Raw genomic sequence first — 19602 nt, forward strand, 5'->3', positions numbered from 1 at the left:
CCCTACAGAGTCAGGTGGCAGCAGACGGCGCATCCGGCCGGGCTGCGGTGGCTGGCAGCCGGCGGCTGATTTCGTGCACCAGCAGACGTGCGGCCTGCAGTTTTTCGAGGCGCGGCAGGGGGTGCGCACCATGCGCATCGAACAGGACGAGTTCGGTATCCTGGGCGCCCATGGCGTCTTGCGCCAGATTGCCGACGATGACCTCGATGCCCTTGCGCAGGCGCTTGGCCTGGGCATGCTCATGCAGATGTTCGGTCTCGGCTGCGAAACCCAGGCACCAGGGGCCATCTGGCAGTGCAGCCACAGCGGCAAGAATATCGGGATTTTGCACGAACTGCAGTTGTGGTGGCGCGCTGTCTGCTGATTTTTTCATTTTCTGGGCCGACGGGTTGGCCACGCCCCAGTCTGCCACGGCGGCCACTGCCAGGAAAAGGTCGGCTGCGGCCGCATGCCGCATGACCTCGGCATGCATCCGGCGCGCAGAATCAACCTCGATGCGCAGCACGCCATCGGGGCAGGGCAGGCTCACCGGCCCGGAGACCAGAATGACCCGGGCGCCCGCTTCGGCACATGCGCGTGCCAGCGCGTAGCCCATGCGCCCTGATGAACGATTGGTCAGCACGCGCACCGGATCGATGGTCTCGCTGGTCGGGCCGGCCGTGATCAGAACCTGGCGGCCGGCCAGATGTTTGGGCTGGAAGAACGCCACCAGGGCGCGCAGGATCTGGTCGGGTTCCATCATGCGCCCCGAGCCTGTTTCGCCACAGGCCTGCCCGCCTTCGGCCGGGCCGATCAGGTGTACCCCGTCGGCCTGCAATTGCCGGGCATTGCGCTGGGTGGCCGGGTGCACCCACATTTCGTGGTTCATGGCCGGTGCCGCGATCAACGGTACGGTACCGCGCGCTACGCACAGGGTGGTGAGCAGGTTGTCAGCCAGACCGTGCGTGATCCGGGCGAGGAAATCGGTACTGGCCGGCGCCACCAGGATTGCATCGACCCCGCGTGTGAGATTGATGTGCGCCATGCGGTTGGCCATGCGCGCATCCCAGGCATCCACCCAGACCGGGCGGCCCGACAGCGCCTGGAAGGTGGCCTCGGTGATGAACCGGGTGGCCGCCTCGGTCATTACGACATCGACCGTTGCGCCTTCATCCTGCAGGCGTCGCAGCAGTTCGGCCGACTTGTAGCAGGCGATGCCGCCCGTGAGCCCGAGTACGATGCGTTTGCCGGCAAGATCAGGCATGGGGTGGCCTCGGCGTTCTGGGGCGTGCGCGCCGGGTGCGCAGGATTTCTTCGAGGATCAGCAGGGCGGCGCCCACGGTAATGGCGGCATCGGCGACGTTGAACGCGGGAAAATGCCAGCCGTTCCAGTGGAACAGGAAAAAATCGGTCACATAGCCCATGTCGATACGTTCCCAGGCATTGCCGCCGGCCCCGCCGAGGATCAGGGCCAGGGCCATGCAGTGAAGTTTGTCATGGGCATCGCGATAGATCCAGTAGGTGATGAGCAGCATCGCCAGAATGGCGATGGATGGCAACAGCCAGCGGTTTTCGCTGCTCGCGGTGACCAGAAAACCAAACGCGATGCCTTCGTTGTAGCGCAGCGTCAGATCAAAGAACGGCAACAAGGTGACCCGGTCATCATAGCTCAGGTTGCCGACGATCCACGATTTGGTGACCAGATCCACCACAATCACCAGGGCGGACAATGCCAGCCAGCGCAACACCAGCATGCCACGCGTGACGGCCGGGATGCCCGCAGCACGGTCTTCAGGCATGGCGACGGACTTCTCCGGACTGGCCAAGATTCTGGACGCAGCGCGCGCACAGCTCGGGGTGTTCGGCGTTTGCACCGACATCGGGCCGATGGTGCCAGCAGCGCGCACACTTGGCGTGGGTGCTGGCCTGTACGCGGATCCCGAGCGCGCCTGGCTGCGGGTGCGCGGTGCTGCGCGAGACCAGCATCACGAAGCGCAGGTCTTCGCCCAGGGACTGCAGCAGGGCGAAATCCTCGGGCCCGGCGTCATAATCCACCTCTGCTGCGAGCGAGGAACCGATTTCGCCGCGGGCGCGCACCGTCTCGATCTCGCGCATGGTGTCGGCTCGAATCGCTCGCAGACGGGTCCAGCGTGCGGCCAGATCGTCGGCCTCATCGATGACGGGCAGCGCATGGTGCAGTTCGGTGAAAATGGTGCCCATGGCCTGGCCCGGATGCAGGTCGGCCCAGGCCTCTTCGGCGGTGAATGACAGAATCGGCGCCAGCAGTTTCAGCAGGGTATGGGTGATGTGATGCAGGGCGGTCTGGGCCGAGCGTCTCGCAAGACTGTCGGCAGCCGTCGTGTAGAGCCTGTCCTTGAGGATGTCGAGGTAGAACGCGCCCAGGTCTTCGGAACAGAAGATCTGCAGACGGGCCACGGCAGAATGGAACTCGTACGCATCATAGGCAGCCAGCACTTCGGCCTTCATGGCCGCGGTCATGATCAGGGCGTAGCGATCGATCTCGAGCAGGCCGCCGGTGGGTACGGTGTCCTGTACGGGGTCGAAGTCGGCCAGATTGCCCAGGAGAAACTTCAGCGTATTGCGGATGCGCCGATACGACTCGACCACCCGGTCGAGAATCTGGCGCGAAATCGAGAGTTCTCCGGAATAGTCAGTGGCTGCGGTCCAGAGGCGCAGGATTTCGGCTCCCAGCGTGTTGGCGACTTCCTGGGGATAGACGACGTTGCCTACGGATTTGCTCATTTTCTTGCCGTGGCCATCGACCACGAAACCGTGTGTGAGCAGGGCCTTGTAAGGCGGCCGGCCGTACAGCATGCAGCCCGTCAGCAATGACGAGTGGAACCAGCCGCGGTGCTGGTCGGAGCCTTCGAGGTACAGGTCGGCGGGCCAGGCCAGCTGCTCGGCGTGCGAACCCTTGATGGCCTGATCCTGTCCCCCCATGACCGTGGCGTGCGTGGTGCCTGAATCGAACCAGACATCCAGCGTGTCGCGGTTTTTTTCGTACTGATCGGCTTCGGCACCCAGGAACTCGTCTACCGGCAGGGTCTGCCAGGCCTCGATGCCGTCTTTTTCGACGCGTTCGGCAATCTGTTCGAGCAGTTCGGGGGTGCGCGGGTGCAGTTCGCCCGTTTCCTTGTGGACAAAGAAGGCCATGGGCACCCCCCATTGGCGTTGCCGCGACAGGGTCCAGTCGGGCCGGTTGGCGATCATGGCATGCAGGCGGGCGCGCCCCCATGCGGGATAGAACGCGGTGTCGGCCACGCCCTCGAGTGCCATCTCGCGCAGTGCCGGGCCTTCTTTGGGCGTGATGTCCATGCCGGCGAACCATTGGCTGGTGGCCCGATAGATCACGGGTGTCTTGTGGCGCCAGCAGTGCATGTAGCTGTGCTCGTGCGGCCTGGCGTGCACCAGGCTGCCTGCGGCCTCGAGGGCCTGCACGATGTGTGGATTGGCCTCCCAGATGAGCTGGCCACCGAACAGAGGCAGGGTCTGGGCATAGTGCCCGTTGCCCATGACCGGGTTCAGAATGGCGTCATCGGCCAGCCCGTGGGCCCGGCATGACAGAAAGTCTTCGACCCCGTAGGCGGGCGAGGAATGCACGATGCCCGTGCCTGAATCGAGCGTGACGTAATCCCCGAGGTGAATCGGCGCCAGGCGCGCATAGCCCGGATGGGCCGTGTACAGGGGATGGCGAAATGCCAGCCCCTGCAGGGCAGCCCCGGACGCGCGCGCCAGGATACGCCCCGTCAGGCCCCATTGCTCGAGGCACGCAGCGACCCGCTCGGCGGCCAGCAGCAGCAGCGGGCCGGTGGCCAGCGGGGTGTCGAGCCGTACCAGTGCGTACTCGTGTTCGGGGTGCACATTGAGCGCCTGGTTGGCGGGCAAGGTCCAGGGCGTGGTCGTCCAGATGACGATGGCGCCGGCAGCCACCGGTTCGGGCAGCGCGAAGGCCCGGGCCACTGCGGCGCGGTCGTCGAACGCAAAGGCCACGTCGACGGCCGTATCGCGCCGGTCGGCGTATTCGACTTCTGCTTCGGCCAGCGCCGAGCCGCAATCGAAGCACCAGTTGACGGGTTTCAGGCCACGGAACACGAACCCCTTGCGCATGATCTGTGCAAGCACCCGGAGTTCGTCGGCCTCGTTGAGGGGATTCATCGTCAGGTACGGGTTGTCCCAGTCGGCCAGAACGCCCAGGCGCTTGAAGTCCTTGCGCTGACGGTCGATCTGCTCGCTGGCATAGGCCCGCGCCCGCGCCTGGACTTCGGCTACGGGCAGGTTCTTGCCGTATTTCTTCTCGATCTGGATCTCGATCGGCATGCCGTGGCAATCCCAGCCGGGGACATACGGTGCATCATAGCCGGCCAGGCCCCGGCTCTTGACGATGATGTCCTTCAGGATCTTGTTGACGGCATGGCCGATGTGGATATCGCCATTGGCGTAGGGCGGGCCATCGTGCAGGATGAATTTCGGCCGCCCGCTGGCTGCGGCCCGGATGGCCTGGTAGACCTTGTTCTCTTGCCATTGGTCGATCCAGCCCGGTTCGCGCTTGGCCAGGTTGCCACGCATGGGGAAGGGCGTTTCGGGCAGGTTGAGGGTGTTTTTATAGTCCATGGGAGGCAAAATAAGTGCGGGCGCCCTGCACATCGCTCTGGATGGCCGCGCCCAGTGAAGCAAGGTCGGGAAAGGTTTCTTCGTCGCGCAGGAAATGCAGCAGTTCGACGCTCACGAGTGTACCGTAGGCATCCGGGCTGGCATCCAGAATGTGGGTCTCGAGAAGCAGCGGGCCGTCTTTCGTCACTGTGGGCCGGATCCCGAGGCTGGCCACGCCGGCCAGTGGCCGGGGCCCCAGGCCCAGCACCCGCACGACGTAGATGCCATGACGCATGGCGCTCGGTTCGGGTACACGCAGGTTCAGCGTGGGGAAACCGATGCGTCGGCCCAGTTTGCGGCCATGGATGACATGGCCGCTGATCCTGGGGGGCGCGCCCAGAAGGTGGGCGGCCTGGGCCACCTGGCCAGCAGCCAGGACACTGCGCAGGCTCGAACTGGAAATACGCCGGCCAGAGGATTCCTTCACATCCTGCAGGGTGTCGACGGTGAACCCCAGTTCGGCGCCCAATCGCCTGAGCAGCGCGATATCGCCCGCGCGCCGGTGGCCGAAGCGGAAATCTTCGCCCACCAGCAGCCAGCGTGTGTTCAAGCCCTTGACCAGCAGCGTACGGATGAACGCTTCGGCACCCATCTGGGCCAGTGCCTGATTGAAGCGCAAGATGACGATCTGCTGCATGCCGCAGGCGGCCAGGCGCGCCGTCTTGTCACGCAGCGTGCTGATCTGTGCCGGGGCCAGGTCGGACTTGCGTGTCAATTGCGCGAAATAGGCGCGTGGGTGCGGCGTGAATGTCATGACCGTGGGCAGCAGGCCATGTTTCGTGGCGTACTGGTGCACCCGCTCGAGAATGGCCTGGTGGCCCAGATGCACGCCATCGAAATTGCCGATGGTCACGGCGCTGGGCGCCGAGCAATGTCGGCGCGGCAGGTGTCGGTAGAGGGTGGGGGTGATGTTCACGGACCACAGTTTACAATCGAAGATCATTTGCGATTTTATGCCGGAGTCAGGATTCATGGTGCAATGCGCCACAAACAGGGTACGCGTGGTGATTCTCATCTCGGGGCGCGGTACGAACATGCAGGCCCTGGTGCGCGCCGTGCAAGACGAACACCTGCCCGTTGAAATCGTCGCGGTTCTATCCAATCGCGCCGATGCGGGTGGTCTGGCCTGGGCGCAGACGCAGGGTTTGCAGACGCAGGTGCTGTCGCATCGCGACCATGACAGCCGCACAGCCTTCGATGCGGCCCTGCAGGCGCGGCTCTCCGAACTGGCACCGGATTTCATCCTGCTGGCGGGCTTCATGCGGGTGCTGGGGCCTGAACTGACCCATCATTTTGCAGGTCGCATCATCAACATCCACCCTTCCTTGCTGCCGGCCTTTCCTGGTTTGCACACGCATGCGCAGGCTCTGGCGCAAGGGGTGCAGTGGCACGGCTGCAGCGTGCATTTCGTGACGCCGATCCTGGATCATGGGCCGATCATCGCCCAGGGCGTGATCCCGGTGCTGGCCAATGACACGCCCGATACGCTGGCAGCGCGTCTGCTGCCGGTCGAGCATGCCATTTATGCACAGGTGCTGCGCTGGCTCGCCCAGGGCAGCATCCGCCTGCTGGCCGACGGTCGTGTGGAAATTCCGGGCCAGCCGCACCGCGCATGGCTCGAAACCGGGCTGTATCCCCAGGAGCACCATGAACTCACCTGAACACCAGCGCCGGCCAACCAGGGCACGCCAGGGCCGGTCGGCCGAAGCGCGCCAGGGCCGTCCGGTGCGGTCACGGCCCGCGAACCGGCAGCCGGGTCCGCGCACCGCTGCGCCGGCTGTGGCTGCCGTGCGCATACAGCAGGTGGCCCAGTTGCTGCCGGATCTCCTGTCCTGGCAGCAGCCGGCCGATATGGTGCTTTCGCGCTGGTTTCGTGCGCACCCGGAGGCCGGTACCCGCGATCGCGGCGAGATCGCCGAGGCGGCATACGATATCCTGCGCCACTTGCGACGCTACCGCCAATGGGCCCAGAGCGGGCAGGGGCCCGAAGAACGCCGGCTGGCCATTCTCGGCCTGGCGGCAACCCAGGCGCGCGCGCAACTCGAGGCCGGGCTGCAGCCATCCGAGGGGAACTGGCTGGATCATCTGCAGATGATGGATCCAGCCTGCCTGCCACGCGCCGTGCGCTACAGCGTGCCCGATTGGCTCGATGCCCGCCTGGCCGAACTGCCCGACGCGCTGTCCCTGCTCGCTGCCCTGCACCAGCCGGCCGCGCTCGACGTGCGGGCCAATCCTCTGAAGACCACCCGCGACAAGCTGCTCGAAGCCTGGCTGAATGGGCCCGAGGCCCGCTGGTCTCCTGCGCCGACGCCGTATTCGCCTTGGGGCATACGCCTGCAGGGGCGCCCGCCGCTGCAGCGCTGGAAATCCTTCGAGCAAGGCGAAGTCGAGGTGCAGGATGAGGGCAGCCAACTGCTGGCGCTGCTGGTGGCGCCAAGGCGCGGCGAGATGATCATCGATTTCTGTGCCGGGGCCGGTGGCAAGACCTTGTTGCTGGGGGCCCTGATGCGTTCGACCGGGCGCCTCTACGCCTTCGATGTCTCAGCCGCACGGCTGGCGCGTGCCAAGCCCCGGTTCGCGCGCAGTGGTCTGTCCAATATCACACCTGTGGTGATTTCGGATGCGCGTGACCAGCGGGTTCGCAGGCTCCACGGGAAGGCTCATCGCGTGCTGGTGGATGCACCCTGCAGCGGCCTGGGCACACTGCGCCGCAATCCCGACCTGAAATGGCGCCAGAGCCCGCAGACCCTGCTGGCGCTGCAGGACACCCAGGCCATGCTGCTGCGCGAGGCGGCCCGCTGCCTGCGCCCCGGTGGCCGGCTGGTCTATGCGACCTGCAGCATCCTGCCCGAAGAGAACGAGGATCAGATCGCGGCGTTTCTGGCCAGCGTGCCCGGGTTTTCATTGGTCGATGCCGCGGATGGCCTGGCCAGCCAGAAAGTGGATATGCCCATGAAAGACGCGTTTCTGCACCTGCGTCCCGATTGGCATGGCACCGATGGTTTTTTTGCTGCAGTCCTGCAGAAGGCATGATGATGGAAGGTTTGAATGACGCCCAGCGTGAGGCGGTGACCCAGCCGCTCGAACACGTGCTGGTGCTGGCGGGTGCCGGCAGCGGCAAGACGCGCGTGCTGACGACGCGCATGGCCTGGCTGGTGCAGAGCGGGCAACTGGCACCGCGCGAGTTGCTGGCGGTCACGTTCACGAACAAGGCTGCACGCGAAATGCTGGCGCGCCTGTCTGCCTTGCTGCCCATCGATGTGCGCGGCATGTGGGTGGGCACATTCCATGGGCTCTGCAATCGCCTGCTGCGCGCACATCACCGGGAGGCTGGCCTGCCCCAGGCTTTCCAGATCCTCGATGCGGCGGATCAGCTGTCGGCCATCAAGCGGCTGCTCAAGGCGCAGGGTGCCGATACCGATCGTTTTCCGGCGCGCGATGTGCAGCGCATGATCAATGCCGCCAAGGAAGATGGCCTGCGGCCGGCGGATCTGGATGTGCGCGACAGCCATGGCCGGCGTCTGGCCGGCCTGTACCAGGCGTACCAGGACCAGTGCGAGCGCGAGGGGGTGGTGGATTTTGCCGAGTTGCTGCTGCGCGCCACCGAACTGCTGCAGCAGGATGCGGCTTTGCGTACCCACTATCAACAGCGCTTCCGCCAGATCCTGGTCGATGAGTTCCAGGATACCAACCGCTTGCAGTATCGCTGGCTGATGCTGCTGGCCGAGGGGGGCGCACCCGTGTTCGCCGTGGGCGATGACGATCAGTCCATCTACGCCTTCCGGGGGGCGCAAGTGGGCAACATGGCGGATTTCGAAACACGCCATGCGCATGGGCGGGTGATCCGGCTCGAGCAGAATTACCGCTCGCACGGGCATATACTCGACGCTGCAAATGCACTGATCGGGCATAACCGTGGGCGCCTGGGCAAGAAACTCTGGACGGCGCAGGGCGCTGGCGAGCCTTTGCGGGTGGTCGAGCAGGTAAGTGATGCCCTCGAAGCCCAGTGGCTGGCCGACGAGATCCGGGCCCTGTTGCGTGATGGGTTTCCGGCGCAGGACATTGCCATCCTGTATCGCAGCAATGCCCAGTCGCGTCCGATCGAGCACGCCCTGTTTTCCGCCCGGGTGCCTTATCGGGTGTATGGTGGGCAGCGTTTTTTCGAGCGCCAGGAAGTCAAGCATGTGCTGGCGTATCTGCGGCTGCTCAATCAGCCAGATGACGACACATCCTGGATGCGGGTAGTGAATTTTCCCACCCGTGGCATTGGCTCGCGAACCCAGGAGCAATTGCTCGACATGGCGCGCCAGCATGGCTTGAGCCTCGCTGGCGCGGTGGCCTTCGTGCCGGGCAAGGCCGGTGCGGCCCTGGCCCGGTTTGCCAGCCTGATCCGTGAACTGGCCCTCGCCGGCCAGACCCTCGATCTGCCCGAACTGATCGGCCACGTGGTGCAGGCGAGCGGGCTCGAGGCCCACTACCGGGCAGAACGGGAAGGGCAGGAGCGCCTCGATAATCTGCAGGAACTGGTCAATGCCGCTGCAGCGTTCGTGGCTGAAGCAGACCTGCAGGGGTTGGCGGCAGGGCGCGTCCCCGAAGGCGATGCCCCGATGTCGCCGCTGGCGGCGTTTCTCAGCCATGCGGCCCTCGAGGCGGGCGACAATCAGGCGCAGGCCGGCCAGGATGCCGTGCAACTGATGACGATACATGCCGCCAAAGGGCTGGAATTCGATGCCGTGTTCATCACGGGGCTCGAAGAAGGCCTGTTTCCACATGAGAACAGTCTGCTCGAAGCAGACGGGCTCGAAGAAGAGCGGCGTCTGATGTATGTGGCCATGACCCGGGCCCGCAAGCGCCTGACGCTTACCCTGGCCCAAAGCCGCCTGCTGCATGGGCAGACGCGCTACGGCCTGCGTTCCCGTTTTCTCGACGAGATCCCCGAAGGCCACCTGAAATGGCTGACGCCACGCGAGACGGCGCGTGAATCGGCACCGTGGCGTGGGGCCTTCAGGCGTGGCCTGGGGGCCTGGCAAGGTGGCGAGCAACAGCCCGATCGGTTGCCCGAGCCCCGCAGGCCCACGCGCGTGAGCGCACCGCGTGGCCTGGCCACAGGGGTCACGGTCGGCGAGCAGACCTACAATATCGGCATGCGGGTGCAGCATGACCGTTTCGGTGAAGGCACGGTCATATCGCTCAGTGGCAATGGCGATGATGCGCTCGCCCGTATCGAATTTGCGGACACAGGCACCAAGACCCTGGCGCTGGGCGTGGCACGGCTGGCCGTGCTCGACTGATCATTCGGTGTCCTGCAGGGCTTCGATCTCGATCTGCAGTTCGAGCCAGGCCTCTTCGTCGCCCTGTACGCCCTTCAAGAGCTCGCCCTGTTCGGCAATCAGCACGGGGCGCTGCGTTTTCCAGGCGTCGTCCGTATAGAAGCCCGGCTCGGCCATCAGCGCCGCAAGTTCATCGAGGCGTGCTTTTCGTCGGGCCATGGCCGACTCGATCTGATGCAGGCGTGTCTCCAGAGGCTTGCGGCGGCGCGCGAGATCCTGTCGTGCCAGTGCCTGCTCGCGCCTGCGGGCCTTGCGGTCGTTTTCGTTCCCCGTTTCGGTGCCTTCCGCACCGCGAACGGGTTCTGGCCGTTGCAGGAGCCACTGGCGGTAATCCTCGAGATCACCATCGAAGGGCGTGACCCGTCCATCCGCGACGATCCAGAACTGATCGACGGTGGTGCGCAGCAGATGGCGATCGTGCGAGACCAGCAGCATGCTGCCCCCGAATTCGGCCAGAGCCATGGTCAGGGCTTCGCGGGTGTCCACATCGAGATGGTTGCTGGGTTCGTCGAGCAGCAGCAGATTGGGTTTGCGCCAGACGACGAGGGCCAGCGCCAGGCGTGCCTTTTCACCCCCGGAAAACGGGGCGATCGGCGCAGTGGCCATCTCGGCACTGAAGCCGAAGCGCCCGAGCATGTTGCGCAGTTCCTGTTCGCGGGTCTCGGGTGCCAGGCGTGTGAAATGCTGCAAGGCGGTGAGTTCCGGATCGAGCATGTCCAGCTGCTGCTGGGCGAAATAGCCGCATTCGAGGCCACGTGCGCGATGGCATTGCCCGGAAAGCGGCGGCAGTTCGCCGGCCAGGGTCTTGACCAGCGTACTTTTGCCAGCCCCGTTGACCCCCAGGATGCCGATCCGGCTGCCGGCGCGCAGCGTCAGGTTGACATCCCGCAGCACGATGCGTGGGGTGCCCCCGGCTGGATCACGGTAGCCCAGGGCTGCGTCCTGCAAGGTGATCAGCACGTCGGGCGCGTGTGCGGGCTCCGGCAGGTGGATCTGGACGCCGGCATCCGCCATGAGCGGCGCCAGGACCTGCATCCGGGCCAGCGCCTTGACCCGGCTCTGCGCCTGTCGGGCCTTCGTGGCCTTGGCCTTGAAACGGTCGATGAAGGACTGGAGGTGGGCAGCTTCGCGCGCCTGGCGCTGGTGAGCCAGACGATTCTGACGCAGGCGCTCGGCTCTTTGCTCAAGAAAACTCTGGTAGCCCCCCTTGTATCGGATGAGCTTGCCCTGGTCGAAGTGCAGGATGGTGCGCGCGACCGATTCGAGAAACTCGGTATCGTGCGAAATCACCAGAACAGTGCCGGCGTACGCAGCGAGCCAGCGTTCGAGCCAGAGCATGGCATCGAGGTCGAGGTGGTTGGTGGGTTCGTCGAGCAGCAGCAGGTCGGATGGCGCCATCAGGGCACGCGCCAGCGCAATGCGCATTTGCCAGCCCCCGGAGAATGTGGCAACGGGCTGCGCCCACTCATGCGGTGCAAAGCCCAGCCCGGCGAGCAATTGCTCGGCCCGTGCGGGTGCACTCCAGGCGTCTGCTTCGACCAGTGCCGTTTCCAGCTCGGCGATTTCGTGCCCCTGATCGGCCCGCAGTGCCGCACGCTGTGCCTGCAGGCTGCGCAGACGGTGATCGCCATCGATCACGAATTCACGCGCGGGGCGTTCGGTATGGTGCACAATCTGTTCCACACTGGCCATTTGCCATGCCGCCGGGATATCGAGATTGCCGGCGTCGGCGTCGATTTCGCCCCGCAGCAGGGCAAACAGCGAGGATTTTCCGGCCCCGTTCTTGCCGACCACGCCGACCCGTTCCCCGGGATGGATCACGAAATCGGCCTGATCGAGCAGGACCTTGATGCCGCGCCTGAGGGTGAGACCCTGCGCCCGTATCATGCCAGGGCATCCCGGGCGAGCAGATCGGCCTGGGTGAGCAGCACAACCTGCCCCGATGTGCTTGCGGTCTCGAGCCAGATCCCGGCCAATTCTGGAAATGCAGCGTCGAAATGGGGCTTCTCGTGCCCCACCTCGAGCACCAGAATGCCCTCGCTGGTCAGGTGCCGAGCGGCCTGTTTCACAATGCGGCGCACAAGATCCATGCCATCGACCCCACCGGCCAGAGCCAGTTCGGGCTCGCACTGATATTCGGGCGGCAGTTCGGCCATGGATTGTGCGTTGACGTACGGTGGATTGCACAAAATGATGTCGTAGCGGCGATCGGGTGGCAGGGCGTCGTACAGGTCGCTCAGAATGACCGTCACCCGGTCTTCGAGCCCATGCAGACTGACGTTGGCATGGGCCACGTCCACTGCGCCCGACGAAATGTCGAGCGCGTCCACCCGGGCCTGCTCGAATGCCCTGGCCGCCAGAATGGCGAGGCAGCCTGAACCGGTACACAGATCCAGAACGCTGGCGACGGCATCGGGGTGTTCGATCCACGGCGCCAGCGCATCGACCAGCAATTCCGCGATGGGCGAACGGGGCACGATCACGCGCTCATCGACGAGAAAGCGCTCGCCCTGCAGCCAGGCCTCGCCCGTAAGGTAGGCTGCGGGTTTGCGGCGGGTGATGCGTTCGTGGATCAGATCCACGCAGCGCTGGCGTTCGCGTTCGAGCAGGCGGGCATCCAGAAAGGGTTCGAGCAGATCGGGCGGCAGATGCAGGGCATGCAGCAGCAGGTAGACGGCTTCATCGCGCGCATTATCGCAGCCGTGGCCAAATGCCAGGCCCGCCGCATGAAAGCGGCTGATGGCCCAGCGCAGCAGGTCGCGCAAGGTGAACAGTTCGGTATAGGGCTGGGACATGGCAGAACAGGAAAATGAAGACTGTGGTGGCCGCGCACCCCGGCCGGCGTCTTGACACGGCCCGTGGTGGGCTGTCAGCATACTACGCGATACGGGTGCTGCGCTTGCGTGCTGCACTCGTTTCATTTTCTGCTTCGTGCAGCGGCCACGCTGCCATCCGAATGGAGATCGCCTGTTTTGCGCAGAACCTACCACCCTCCGGTATTCTATACCGCCGCCAGCTTCATCCTTCTGATCGTGGTGCTGACCATCGCCGCGCCGGGCCAGGCCCAGGTCGTGTTCGATACCATCCAGGGCTGGATCCTGCTGAACGCGAGCTGGTTCTACATTCTCACGGTGGCCATCATTCTGCTGGCCATCGTCTACCTGGCCATTGGTCGCTACGGTGACATCAAGCTGGGGCCCGATCACAGCCAGCCTGATTATCGTGATGTCACCTGGTTTGCCATGCTGTTTTCAGCCGGCATGGGGATCGGCCTGATGTTTTTCGGCGTGGCGGAACCTGTCATGCACTACGTGTCACCGCCCGAGGGGATGCCCGCGACCGTGGATGCCGCGCGCGAGGCGATGAACATCACCTTCTTTCACTGGGGTCTGCATGCCTGGGCCATCTACGCCATCGTAGGGCTGGTGCTGGCGTTCTTCAGCTACCGCCATGGCCTGCCCCTGACCCTGCGCTCGGCCCTGTACCCTTTGATCGGCGACCGCATCTATGGGCCCGTCGGCCACGCGGTCGATGTGTTTGCCATCATTGGCACCGTGTTTGGCATTGCCACGTCACTGGGCCTGGGGGTGGCACAGATCAACAGTGGCCTCAATCACCTGTTTGGCCTGCCTGTCACCATCCCGGTGCAGATCGCGCTGATCATCGGCGCGTCCCTGCTGGCTACCCTGTCGGTTGCCAGTGGCCTGGATCGGGGCATCCGCATCCTGTCCGAAACCAATCTGGCGCTCGCGCTGGCGCTGATGCTGTTCGTGCTGATTCTCGGGCCGACGGTATTCATCCTGCAGACTTTTGTCCAGAATACGGGGCAGTACCTGTCCGAAATCGTGGGCAAGACCTTCAATCTGTATGCTTATGAGCCGAACGACTGGATCGGTGGCTGGACGCTGTTCTACTGGGGCTGGTGGATTGCCTGGTCGCCATTCGTCGGCCTGTTCATTGCACGTATTTCGCGCGGGCGTACCATTCGCGAGTTCGTCCGCGGCGTGCTGCTGGTGCCCACGGGGTTCACGCTCATCTGGATGACGGTGTTCGGGGATACGGCCATCCACATGATATTGGTGGAGCAGCTCCATGGCCTGGCCGAACTCGTCGCCCAAGACAGCTCCCTGGCCTTGTTTGCGTTTCTGGAGCATCTGCCACTGGCAAGCATCACCTCGTTCATCGCCATCATCATGGTGCTGGTGTTTTTCGTGACTTCGGCGGATTCGGGGGCGCTGGTGGTCGACCTGCTGGCCTCCAATGGCGCCGAGCACTCCCCGGTCTGGCAGCGCATATTCTGGTCTCTGCTCATGGGCGTGGTGGCCATCGCCCTGTTGCTGGCAGATGGGCTGGAAGCCTTGCAGACCGCCACCATTGCGAGCGCACTGCCTTTTTCCGTGATTCTGCTGTTGTCACTCTGGGGGGTGTTCAAGGCCCTGAAGCTGGATGCCACCAAGCGGCGCATCCGCTACCAGACCGTGACCCGTACGCCGATGCCCAGCAACCGCGAGCCTTGGCAGAATCGCCTGCGCAATATTGTGCGCATGCCCGCCGAGGATCACGTAGTGTCCTTCATGCGCCGCATCGTTGCGCCAGCGCTCGAGGCCGTGGCCGAAGAGCTGCGCGCGCAGGGTTTCGAAACCCGGGTCACCCGGGAGTCCGACGGGCAGGCGTTGCAGCTGCACGTCACGCACCAAGGCGAATACCTCGACTTCATCTATGCCGTGCACCTGCTGGCCCAGGTACGGCCCGTCCTGACGTCCGACATACCCGAAAACGAGGAAGACCGGCGCTATTATCGTGCCGAGGTCTACCTGCGCGAGGGCGGGCAGGACTATGACATCATGGGCTGGACGGAAGAAGCGGTGATCAGCGACATCCTCGATCAGTACGAGCGTCACCGCCAGTACCTGCACATGGTGCACGGCGAGACGGCACCGATGGCCGGTCAGCCATGAAGCGGCCGGTCGGTCAGGCAAGCGTCCGGCCAGGCAGGCGTTCGGCCCGGCAGGCGTTCGGCTTGAAATGGCTGCGGGATCGGGCCGTGCCGGGCGTCGCACCATGACCCGTCAGAAGGTATTGACCCGCGCGTCAATCAGGCGGCTGTGTGCATCCCCCGGCTCAAGGGGCACGACGAATGCCGGTTCCCGCGCCAGCGTGATGTGCAGGGTATCGCCTGTCTCCAGTTGCCGTGTCCCGCCCAGGTGGGCGGGCAGGCGCAGCAGGGCGGTGCCGCTGGCACAATGCAGCAGGGTGTCACCGGCCCTCATGGGCAGGTTCTGGGCATGGCTGCGCAAATCGACACAGCCATGCGCCTGCTTGCGCAACAGTTGCAGCATGAACAGATGGGCGGGGGTGCCGGCAGCGTGTGTGCTGCAGGGGTCTTCCGCGGCGAAATAGAGCCGGCTTCCAGGCTCGAGGCGGGTAGTCTGTGCGCTGCGTATCCTGGTCCAGTGCAGCGGGCCGCCAGTCACCAGCATCAGAATGCAATCGAGGTCCTGCGCGACCGGACAGGCGCCGCCATCGTGGATGTCGAGGCTGAGCGCGCGCCAGAGCACGCCCTCGGTGGCCTGCGCACAGGCGTGTGCGGCCAGTACCTGTGCCCTTGCGTGCGGCCCCCACGGCGCAGCGGGGCTATCGGCAGCAGGGATCAGGCGGACCGCGTCGGTCATGCCGAATGCGAATGGCATTGCCGGCCGACCCAGGCGCGCACCCGCTGCAGCGTGTCTGCGTCGACCCACCATTGGGGAACGCTGCTTTTCAGGATCAGCGGCCCATTGGAGGTACCCTGGGCAAGATCCTGTGCGCACAGGCTGCCTATGAACTGGCCGTAGGGCTGGTAGCCGGGCTCGTTGACGAAACTGCGGTCGTAGAATTCGATGCGCAGTCCGCCGAAGGCCGTGCACTTGAGTGCGGGTGCGTGGGGGCAGGCCTGTGCCGGCATTGCGGCGCGCAGGGTCATGGGGGCCCCCAGATAGGGATCGATGTCCAGCAAGGTGTCTGTCGGCGACATGGGATATTCCTGTGACATGGCATGCTCCTGTTTTTGAAGCCAGGCGCCTGGTCGTGGGCATCCTGACTCCACGGTTTCAGATCCATTATGCCGCCTCGGGTGACAATTCTGCCTCGAACCCCGGCAGGGCACGGGGGTATGCATGTGCTGGCCGGATGCGGTTCCCCTACAATCTGATCACGATCCCCGACCCAGCAGGTGCCTGTCATGTCCGTCTGTCCCCATGCCGCCAGCGTTCTGTCTGCCGACGACCGCCAATGGACCCGTGCGGCGATTACCCTGCTCGAGGCGGATGGTCGGCGCTCTGCCGATACGCATCTGGTCAAGCCGGATTTCCCGGGGCTGCGCGGGATCGATATTTATTTCAAGGACGAGAGTACCCATCCCACCGGCAGCCTGAAGCACCGTCTGGCGCGGTCCCTGTTCCTGTACGGGATCTGCAATGGTCATATCTGCCGCAATACCACGCTGGTGGAGGCCTCGTCGGGCTCCACGGCCGTTTCGGAAGCCTACTTCGCCCGCCTGCTGGGCCTGCGCTTCATCGCTGTGATGACCCGTTCGACCAGTGCCCAGAAAATTCAGGCCATCGAGCGCTTTGGGGGGCGCTGTCACCTGGTCGATCATGCACACGAAGTCTACGGCGTTGCCCAGGCGCTGGCGGATGAGACCGGTGGATATTATCTGGACCAGTTCACCCACGCCGAGCGGGCAACCGACTGGCGCGGCAACAACAATATCGCCGAAAGCATCTTCCGGCAGATGGAAGGTGAACCCCACCCGGTGCCCGACTGGGTGGTGATGAGTGCCGGCACCGGGGGTACCTCGGCCACGCTGGGGCGATATATCCGCTACCGGAATCTGGCCTCGCAGCTGTGCGTGGTCGATGTCGAGGGCTCGGCCTTTCTGGATGCCTGGCAGACTGGCGACCGGGCCATCACGGCGCGCGGCTCGCGAATCGAGGGGATCGGGCGCCCGCGCGTCGAGCCGTCCTTCATTCCCACGGTCATCGATCACATGTTCCGCATCGATGATGCCGCATCGATTGCCGCGGCGCATGCGCTGTCGGATCGGCTGTTTCGCCGGGTCGGGGGCTCGACCGGCACGAATTTCATGGGGGTGCTGTGCCTCGCGGCCCAGATGCGGGCCCAGGGCGGGGACGGCTCGCTGGTGACCCTGATCTGTGACAGCGGCGACCGCTATGCGGCGACCTATTACGATCCGGGCTGGCTGAAGGCGCAGGGGCTGGACATCACCCCCTGGCGTACCCGGATCGAGCAGTTTCTGGATACGGGTGGCGGGCTTTGCCCTTGAATCTGTCAGCCACCGGCGCTCACCGGAGCCCGCACCATCCTCGCCTGCCCCGTCAAAGGCGATCTGTGGCCTGGTTCAACGATCGGCCCCGGCCCGCAGGCGTTCACGATCATGCAGATCTTTCCAGGCCACGCCCAGGGCAAGCAGGATCACCAGGATGATGAAACCAAAGCCGATCATCGTGGCACGTGGCCACGAAGTCAGCGCCAGCGAGCCGAACACGGCCGCCGTGATCATTGCGATGCCCACCGAGGTGCCGATACGCTGGCCTGTCTGCATGATGGCCCCTGAACTGCCGGCATAATCCAGGGGTACATCCATGAGGGTGAGGGTCTGATTGGGGCTGATGACCGAACCCTGGGCCAGGCCGACGAAAGACAGCGTGAGCATCAGCCACCAGACGCTGGCCAGGTTGTGCTCTTCGAGATAGATCACCAGAATGCTCAAGGCCAGCCCGATCACTGCGAGCCACAACCCGCCGATCACGATCCTGCGCCCGAATTGCATGACGCGCCGTCCGGCCCAGTCGGCCGCCCAAGAGGACAGCAGGGCCGCCGGAATGCCGAACAGGCCGGATTGCAGGGCGCTCATCCCCAGCCCTTCCTGTACGTAGAGGGCCACCAGTACCCAGATGCTGGTCATGCCAAGAAAGTAGAGGCTCATGATGAGCACGCCGTTGGTGAAGCTGGACGTGGAGAAAATGGCCAGGTCCACCATCGGGCTGTAGCCCTTGCGAGCCATGCGCCGCTCCCAGATGACCCAGATGGCCGTCAGCAGAAGGCCGGTGGGCAGCATCAGCCAGGTCAGGGGCGAGGTTCTCGATTCCATGAACGGGAACAATATGGCCAGTACGGCCAGCCCCAACAGGGCAGAACCGACGGGGTCCAGCGTACGCCAGCCGCTTTGGCCTTGCGGGCCGGCCGCATCAGCCGTTCTGGAGAGCGCACGAATCAGTGGCCGGGGAAACCATTTGAAGCCCAGGAACAGCACCAGAAAGCCGATCGGAACATTCACCAGAAACGTCAGCCGCCAGCCCAGATCGGATCCACCCAGTTCGATCAGCACGCCGCCCAGTACTGGTCCGATCGCCACGGAGAAGCCCACGATGGTGCCGAAATAGCCAAACGCCCGGCCGCGCTCCGCGCCGCGAAAATACTGCTGGATCATGCCCAGCCCCTGGGGGTTGAGCAAGCCAGAACCGATGCCCTGTATGAATCGGGCTGCATTCAGCCAGCGGGCATCGGGTGCGAATCCGGCTGCAATCGACGCGGCGGTGAACAGGGTGACGCCGATCAGGAAGATGCCACCGCGGCCCATGAGGTCGCCCGCCCGGCCAGCGGCCACCAACACCACGCCGAAGGTGAGCGCGTAGCCCGACAGGACCCACTGGATGTCCGACTGCGTTGCGCCAAGCGATACCTGGATGGACGGCAGGGCGACGTTCACGATGCTGACACCGATCAACGACATGAAGATGGTGGTGAGCAGCACCGCGAGAATGCGCCAGCGCGCGGGGTCGGGGGAGGGGTCGGGGTCTCTGGGGCGCGGGCCGGGCTGCGGATTTTTTTTCATTCAGTGGATGATACCTGTATGGGCAGCACGCATGTGTGGGTGAACGGGTTGACTCGCCGCGCACCTGGATCGGCGGCCCGAGCCCGAATTATCAGACGGCTGGGTATCCGGATGCAAATCACCGGTATTATCCGGTATGCTCGTAACCTTGTTGAATTCGAGAGTGTGGGCATGCATCGCAGCGTTTTTTTCTTGTGCCTTGTTTCATTGGCGGGTTGTTCGATGTTCGAGCAGCCCCGTTTCCAGCGTCAGGCCAGCCCGGCCCACGTCAGTTCGAACGCCTGCCGGCTCGATCCACAAAGCTGCATGTTCGATGGTCAGTATGAGCCTGGCGAACGCCAGTTTGCCGAAGAAGAGGCCCGCCGCCTGAATCGCGCCCAGGTCGAGCGCCTGCGGCGCATGGCCATTCATTGAGCATAGAAATGGTGGGCCCAGCTGGACTTGAACCAGCGACCAACGGATTATGAGTCCGCTGCTCTAACCAACTGAGCTATAGGCCCACGGCCACCCGGGCAGAACGCGCGGCGATGGCAAGCCTGCAATTATTGCACAAGTCGGGAAATTTTCCGAGACATAGTCTTTTCCAATATGACATGAGTCTGGGCGGGGTCTTGTGTTTCCAACATGAGATGAGTCTGAAGCGGGGAAGGTAGAAGTCGTCGATCATGAGGCATGGTGATCGATATGCAGGAAGAACGGCTCGACAGCATCGAGCGTTTGGAACAG

At 64.4% G+C, this 19602-nt stretch carries 15 protein-coding genes and 1 tRNA gene; 6 read left to right on the forward strand and 10 right to left on the reverse strand.

The genetic code is table 11. From position 1 onward, the window contains the following. Positions 1-10: 10 nt before the first annotated feature. Genes coaBC through WCY17_RS11020 form a run of 4 tightly spaced genes read right to left on the reverse strand, consistent with a single transcriptional unit; the run spans position 11 to position 5560 of the window. Complete coding sequence (coaBC, locus tag WCY17_RS11005; RefSeq protein ID WP_372702237.1) at positions 11-1243, reverse strand: bifunctional phosphopantothenoylcysteine decarboxylase/phosphopantothenate--cysteine ligase CoaBC; 1233 nt, start codon at positions 1241-1243, stop codon at positions 11-13. Then, on the reverse strand, positions 1236-1778 hold the full coding sequence (gene lspA / locus WCY17_RS11010) for a signal peptidase II (RefSeq protein ID WP_372702238.1): 543 nt from the start codon (positions 1776-1778) through the stop codon (positions 1236-1238). The genes coaBC and lspA overlap by 8 nt, the downstream gene beginning before the upstream one ends. Next, complete coding sequence (ileS, locus tag WCY17_RS11015) at positions 1771-4611, reverse strand: isoleucine--tRNA ligase (RefSeq protein ID WP_372702239.1); 2841 nt, start codon at positions 4609-4611, stop codon at positions 1771-1773. Before ileS ends, lspA begins: the two co-directional genes overlap by 8 nt. After that, entirely contained in the window at positions 4601-5560 is a 960-nt protein-coding gene (locus WCY17_RS11020; protein ID WP_372702250.1) for a bifunctional riboflavin kinase/FAD synthetase, read from the reverse strand. Before WCY17_RS11020 ends, ileS begins: the two co-directional genes overlap by 11 nt. 61 nt (positions 5561-5621) lie before the next feature. Here WCY17_RS11020 and purN point away from each other — a divergent pair, with 61 nt between their 5' ends. The 3 genes from purN to WCY17_RS11035 all read left to right on the forward strand — a co-directional run bounded on the left by purN (position 5622) and on the right by WCY17_RS11035 (position 9941). Continuing rightward, complete coding sequence (purN, locus tag WCY17_RS11025) at positions 5622-6311, forward strand: phosphoribosylglycinamide formyltransferase (protein ID WP_372702240.1); 690 nt, start codon at positions 5622-5624, stop codon at positions 6309-6311. Positions 6312-6462: 151 nt separating this feature from the next. Then, positions 6463-7683, forward strand: coding sequence for an RsmB/NOP family class I SAM-dependent RNA methyltransferase (locus tag WCY17_RS11030; protein WP_372702251.1), 1221 nt, complete (start codon positions 6463-6465; stop codon positions 7681-7683). Continuing rightward, a complete protein-coding gene (locus WCY17_RS11035; protein WP_372702241.1) occupies positions 7680-9941 on the forward strand; it encodes a UvrD-helicase domain-containing protein in 2262 nt (753 codons plus the stop codon). Before WCY17_RS11030 ends, WCY17_RS11035 begins: the two co-directional genes overlap by 4 nt. Here the strand turns inward: WCY17_RS11035 and WCY17_RS11040 are convergent, their stop codons facing one another. Next, positions 9942-11867, reverse strand: a complete 1926-nt coding sequence (locus WCY17_RS11040) for an ABC-F family ATP-binding cassette domain-containing protein (protein ID WP_372702243.1) — start codon at positions 11865-11867, stop codon at positions 9942-9944. Further along, positions 11864-12775 carry a 50S ribosomal protein L3 N(5)-glutamine methyltransferase gene (prmB, locus tag WCY17_RS11045; protein ID WP_372702244.1) on the reverse strand — a complete coding sequence of 304 codons (912 nt, stop codon included), beginning with the start codon at positions 12773-12775 and terminating at the stop codon, positions 11864-11866. The genes WCY17_RS11040 and prmB overlap by 4 nt, the downstream gene beginning before the upstream one ends. A gap of 150 nt (positions 12776-12925) precedes the next feature. On the opposite strand from prmB, the gene WCY17_RS11050 reads away from it, so the two are divergent. Continuing rightward, entirely contained in the window at positions 12926-14938 is a 2013-nt protein-coding gene (locus WCY17_RS11050) for a BCCT family transporter (protein WP_372702252.1), read from the forward strand. Positions 14939-15049: 111 nt separating this feature from the next. Here the strand turns inward: WCY17_RS11050 and WCY17_RS11055 are convergent, their stop codons facing one another. Then, complete coding sequence (locus WCY17_RS11055; RefSeq protein ID WP_372702245.1) at positions 15050-15652, reverse strand: HutD family protein; 603 nt, start codon at positions 15650-15652, stop codon at positions 15050-15052. Next, positions 15649-15993, reverse strand: coding sequence for a hypothetical protein (locus WCY17_RS11060; protein WP_372702246.1), 345 nt, complete (start codon positions 15991-15993; stop codon positions 15649-15651). Before WCY17_RS11060 ends, WCY17_RS11055 begins: the two co-directional genes overlap by 4 nt. 207 nt (positions 15994-16200) lie before the next feature. On the opposite strand from WCY17_RS11060, the gene WCY17_RS11065 reads away from it, so the two are divergent. Next, positions 16201-17304 (forward strand): PLP-dependent cysteine synthase family protein, encoded by a 1104-nt coding sequence (locus tag WCY17_RS11065; RefSeq protein WP_372702247.1) that lies wholly within the window; start codon positions 16201-16203, stop codon positions 17302-17304. Positions 17305-17379: 75 nt separating this feature from the next. Here WCY17_RS11065 and WCY17_RS11070 read toward each other — a convergent pair whose 3' ends face one another. Further along, a complete protein-coding gene (locus WCY17_RS11070; protein ID WP_372702248.1) occupies positions 17380-18876 on the reverse strand; it encodes an MFS transporter in 1497 nt (498 codons plus the stop codon). Between the two features lie 222 nt (positions 18877-19098). On the opposite strand from WCY17_RS11070, the gene WCY17_RS11075 reads away from it, so the two are divergent. Then, positions 19099-19290: a hypothetical protein gene (locus tag WCY17_RS11075; protein ID WP_372702249.1), complete on the forward strand. Its 192-nt coding sequence runs from the start codon at positions 19099-19101 to the stop codon at positions 19288-19290. 9 nt (positions 19291-19299) lie between these two features. Here the strand turns inward: WCY17_RS11075 and WCY17_RS11080 are convergent. Further along, positions 19300-19376, reverse strand: a tRNA-Ile gene (locus WCY17_RS11080). Between the last annotated feature and the right edge of the window lie 226 nt (positions 19377-19602).

It is taken from the genome of Castellaniella sp., from assembly GCF_041677825.1.
GTDB lineage: Bacteria > Pseudomonadota > Gammaproteobacteria > Burkholderiales > Burkholderiaceae_B > Castellaniella.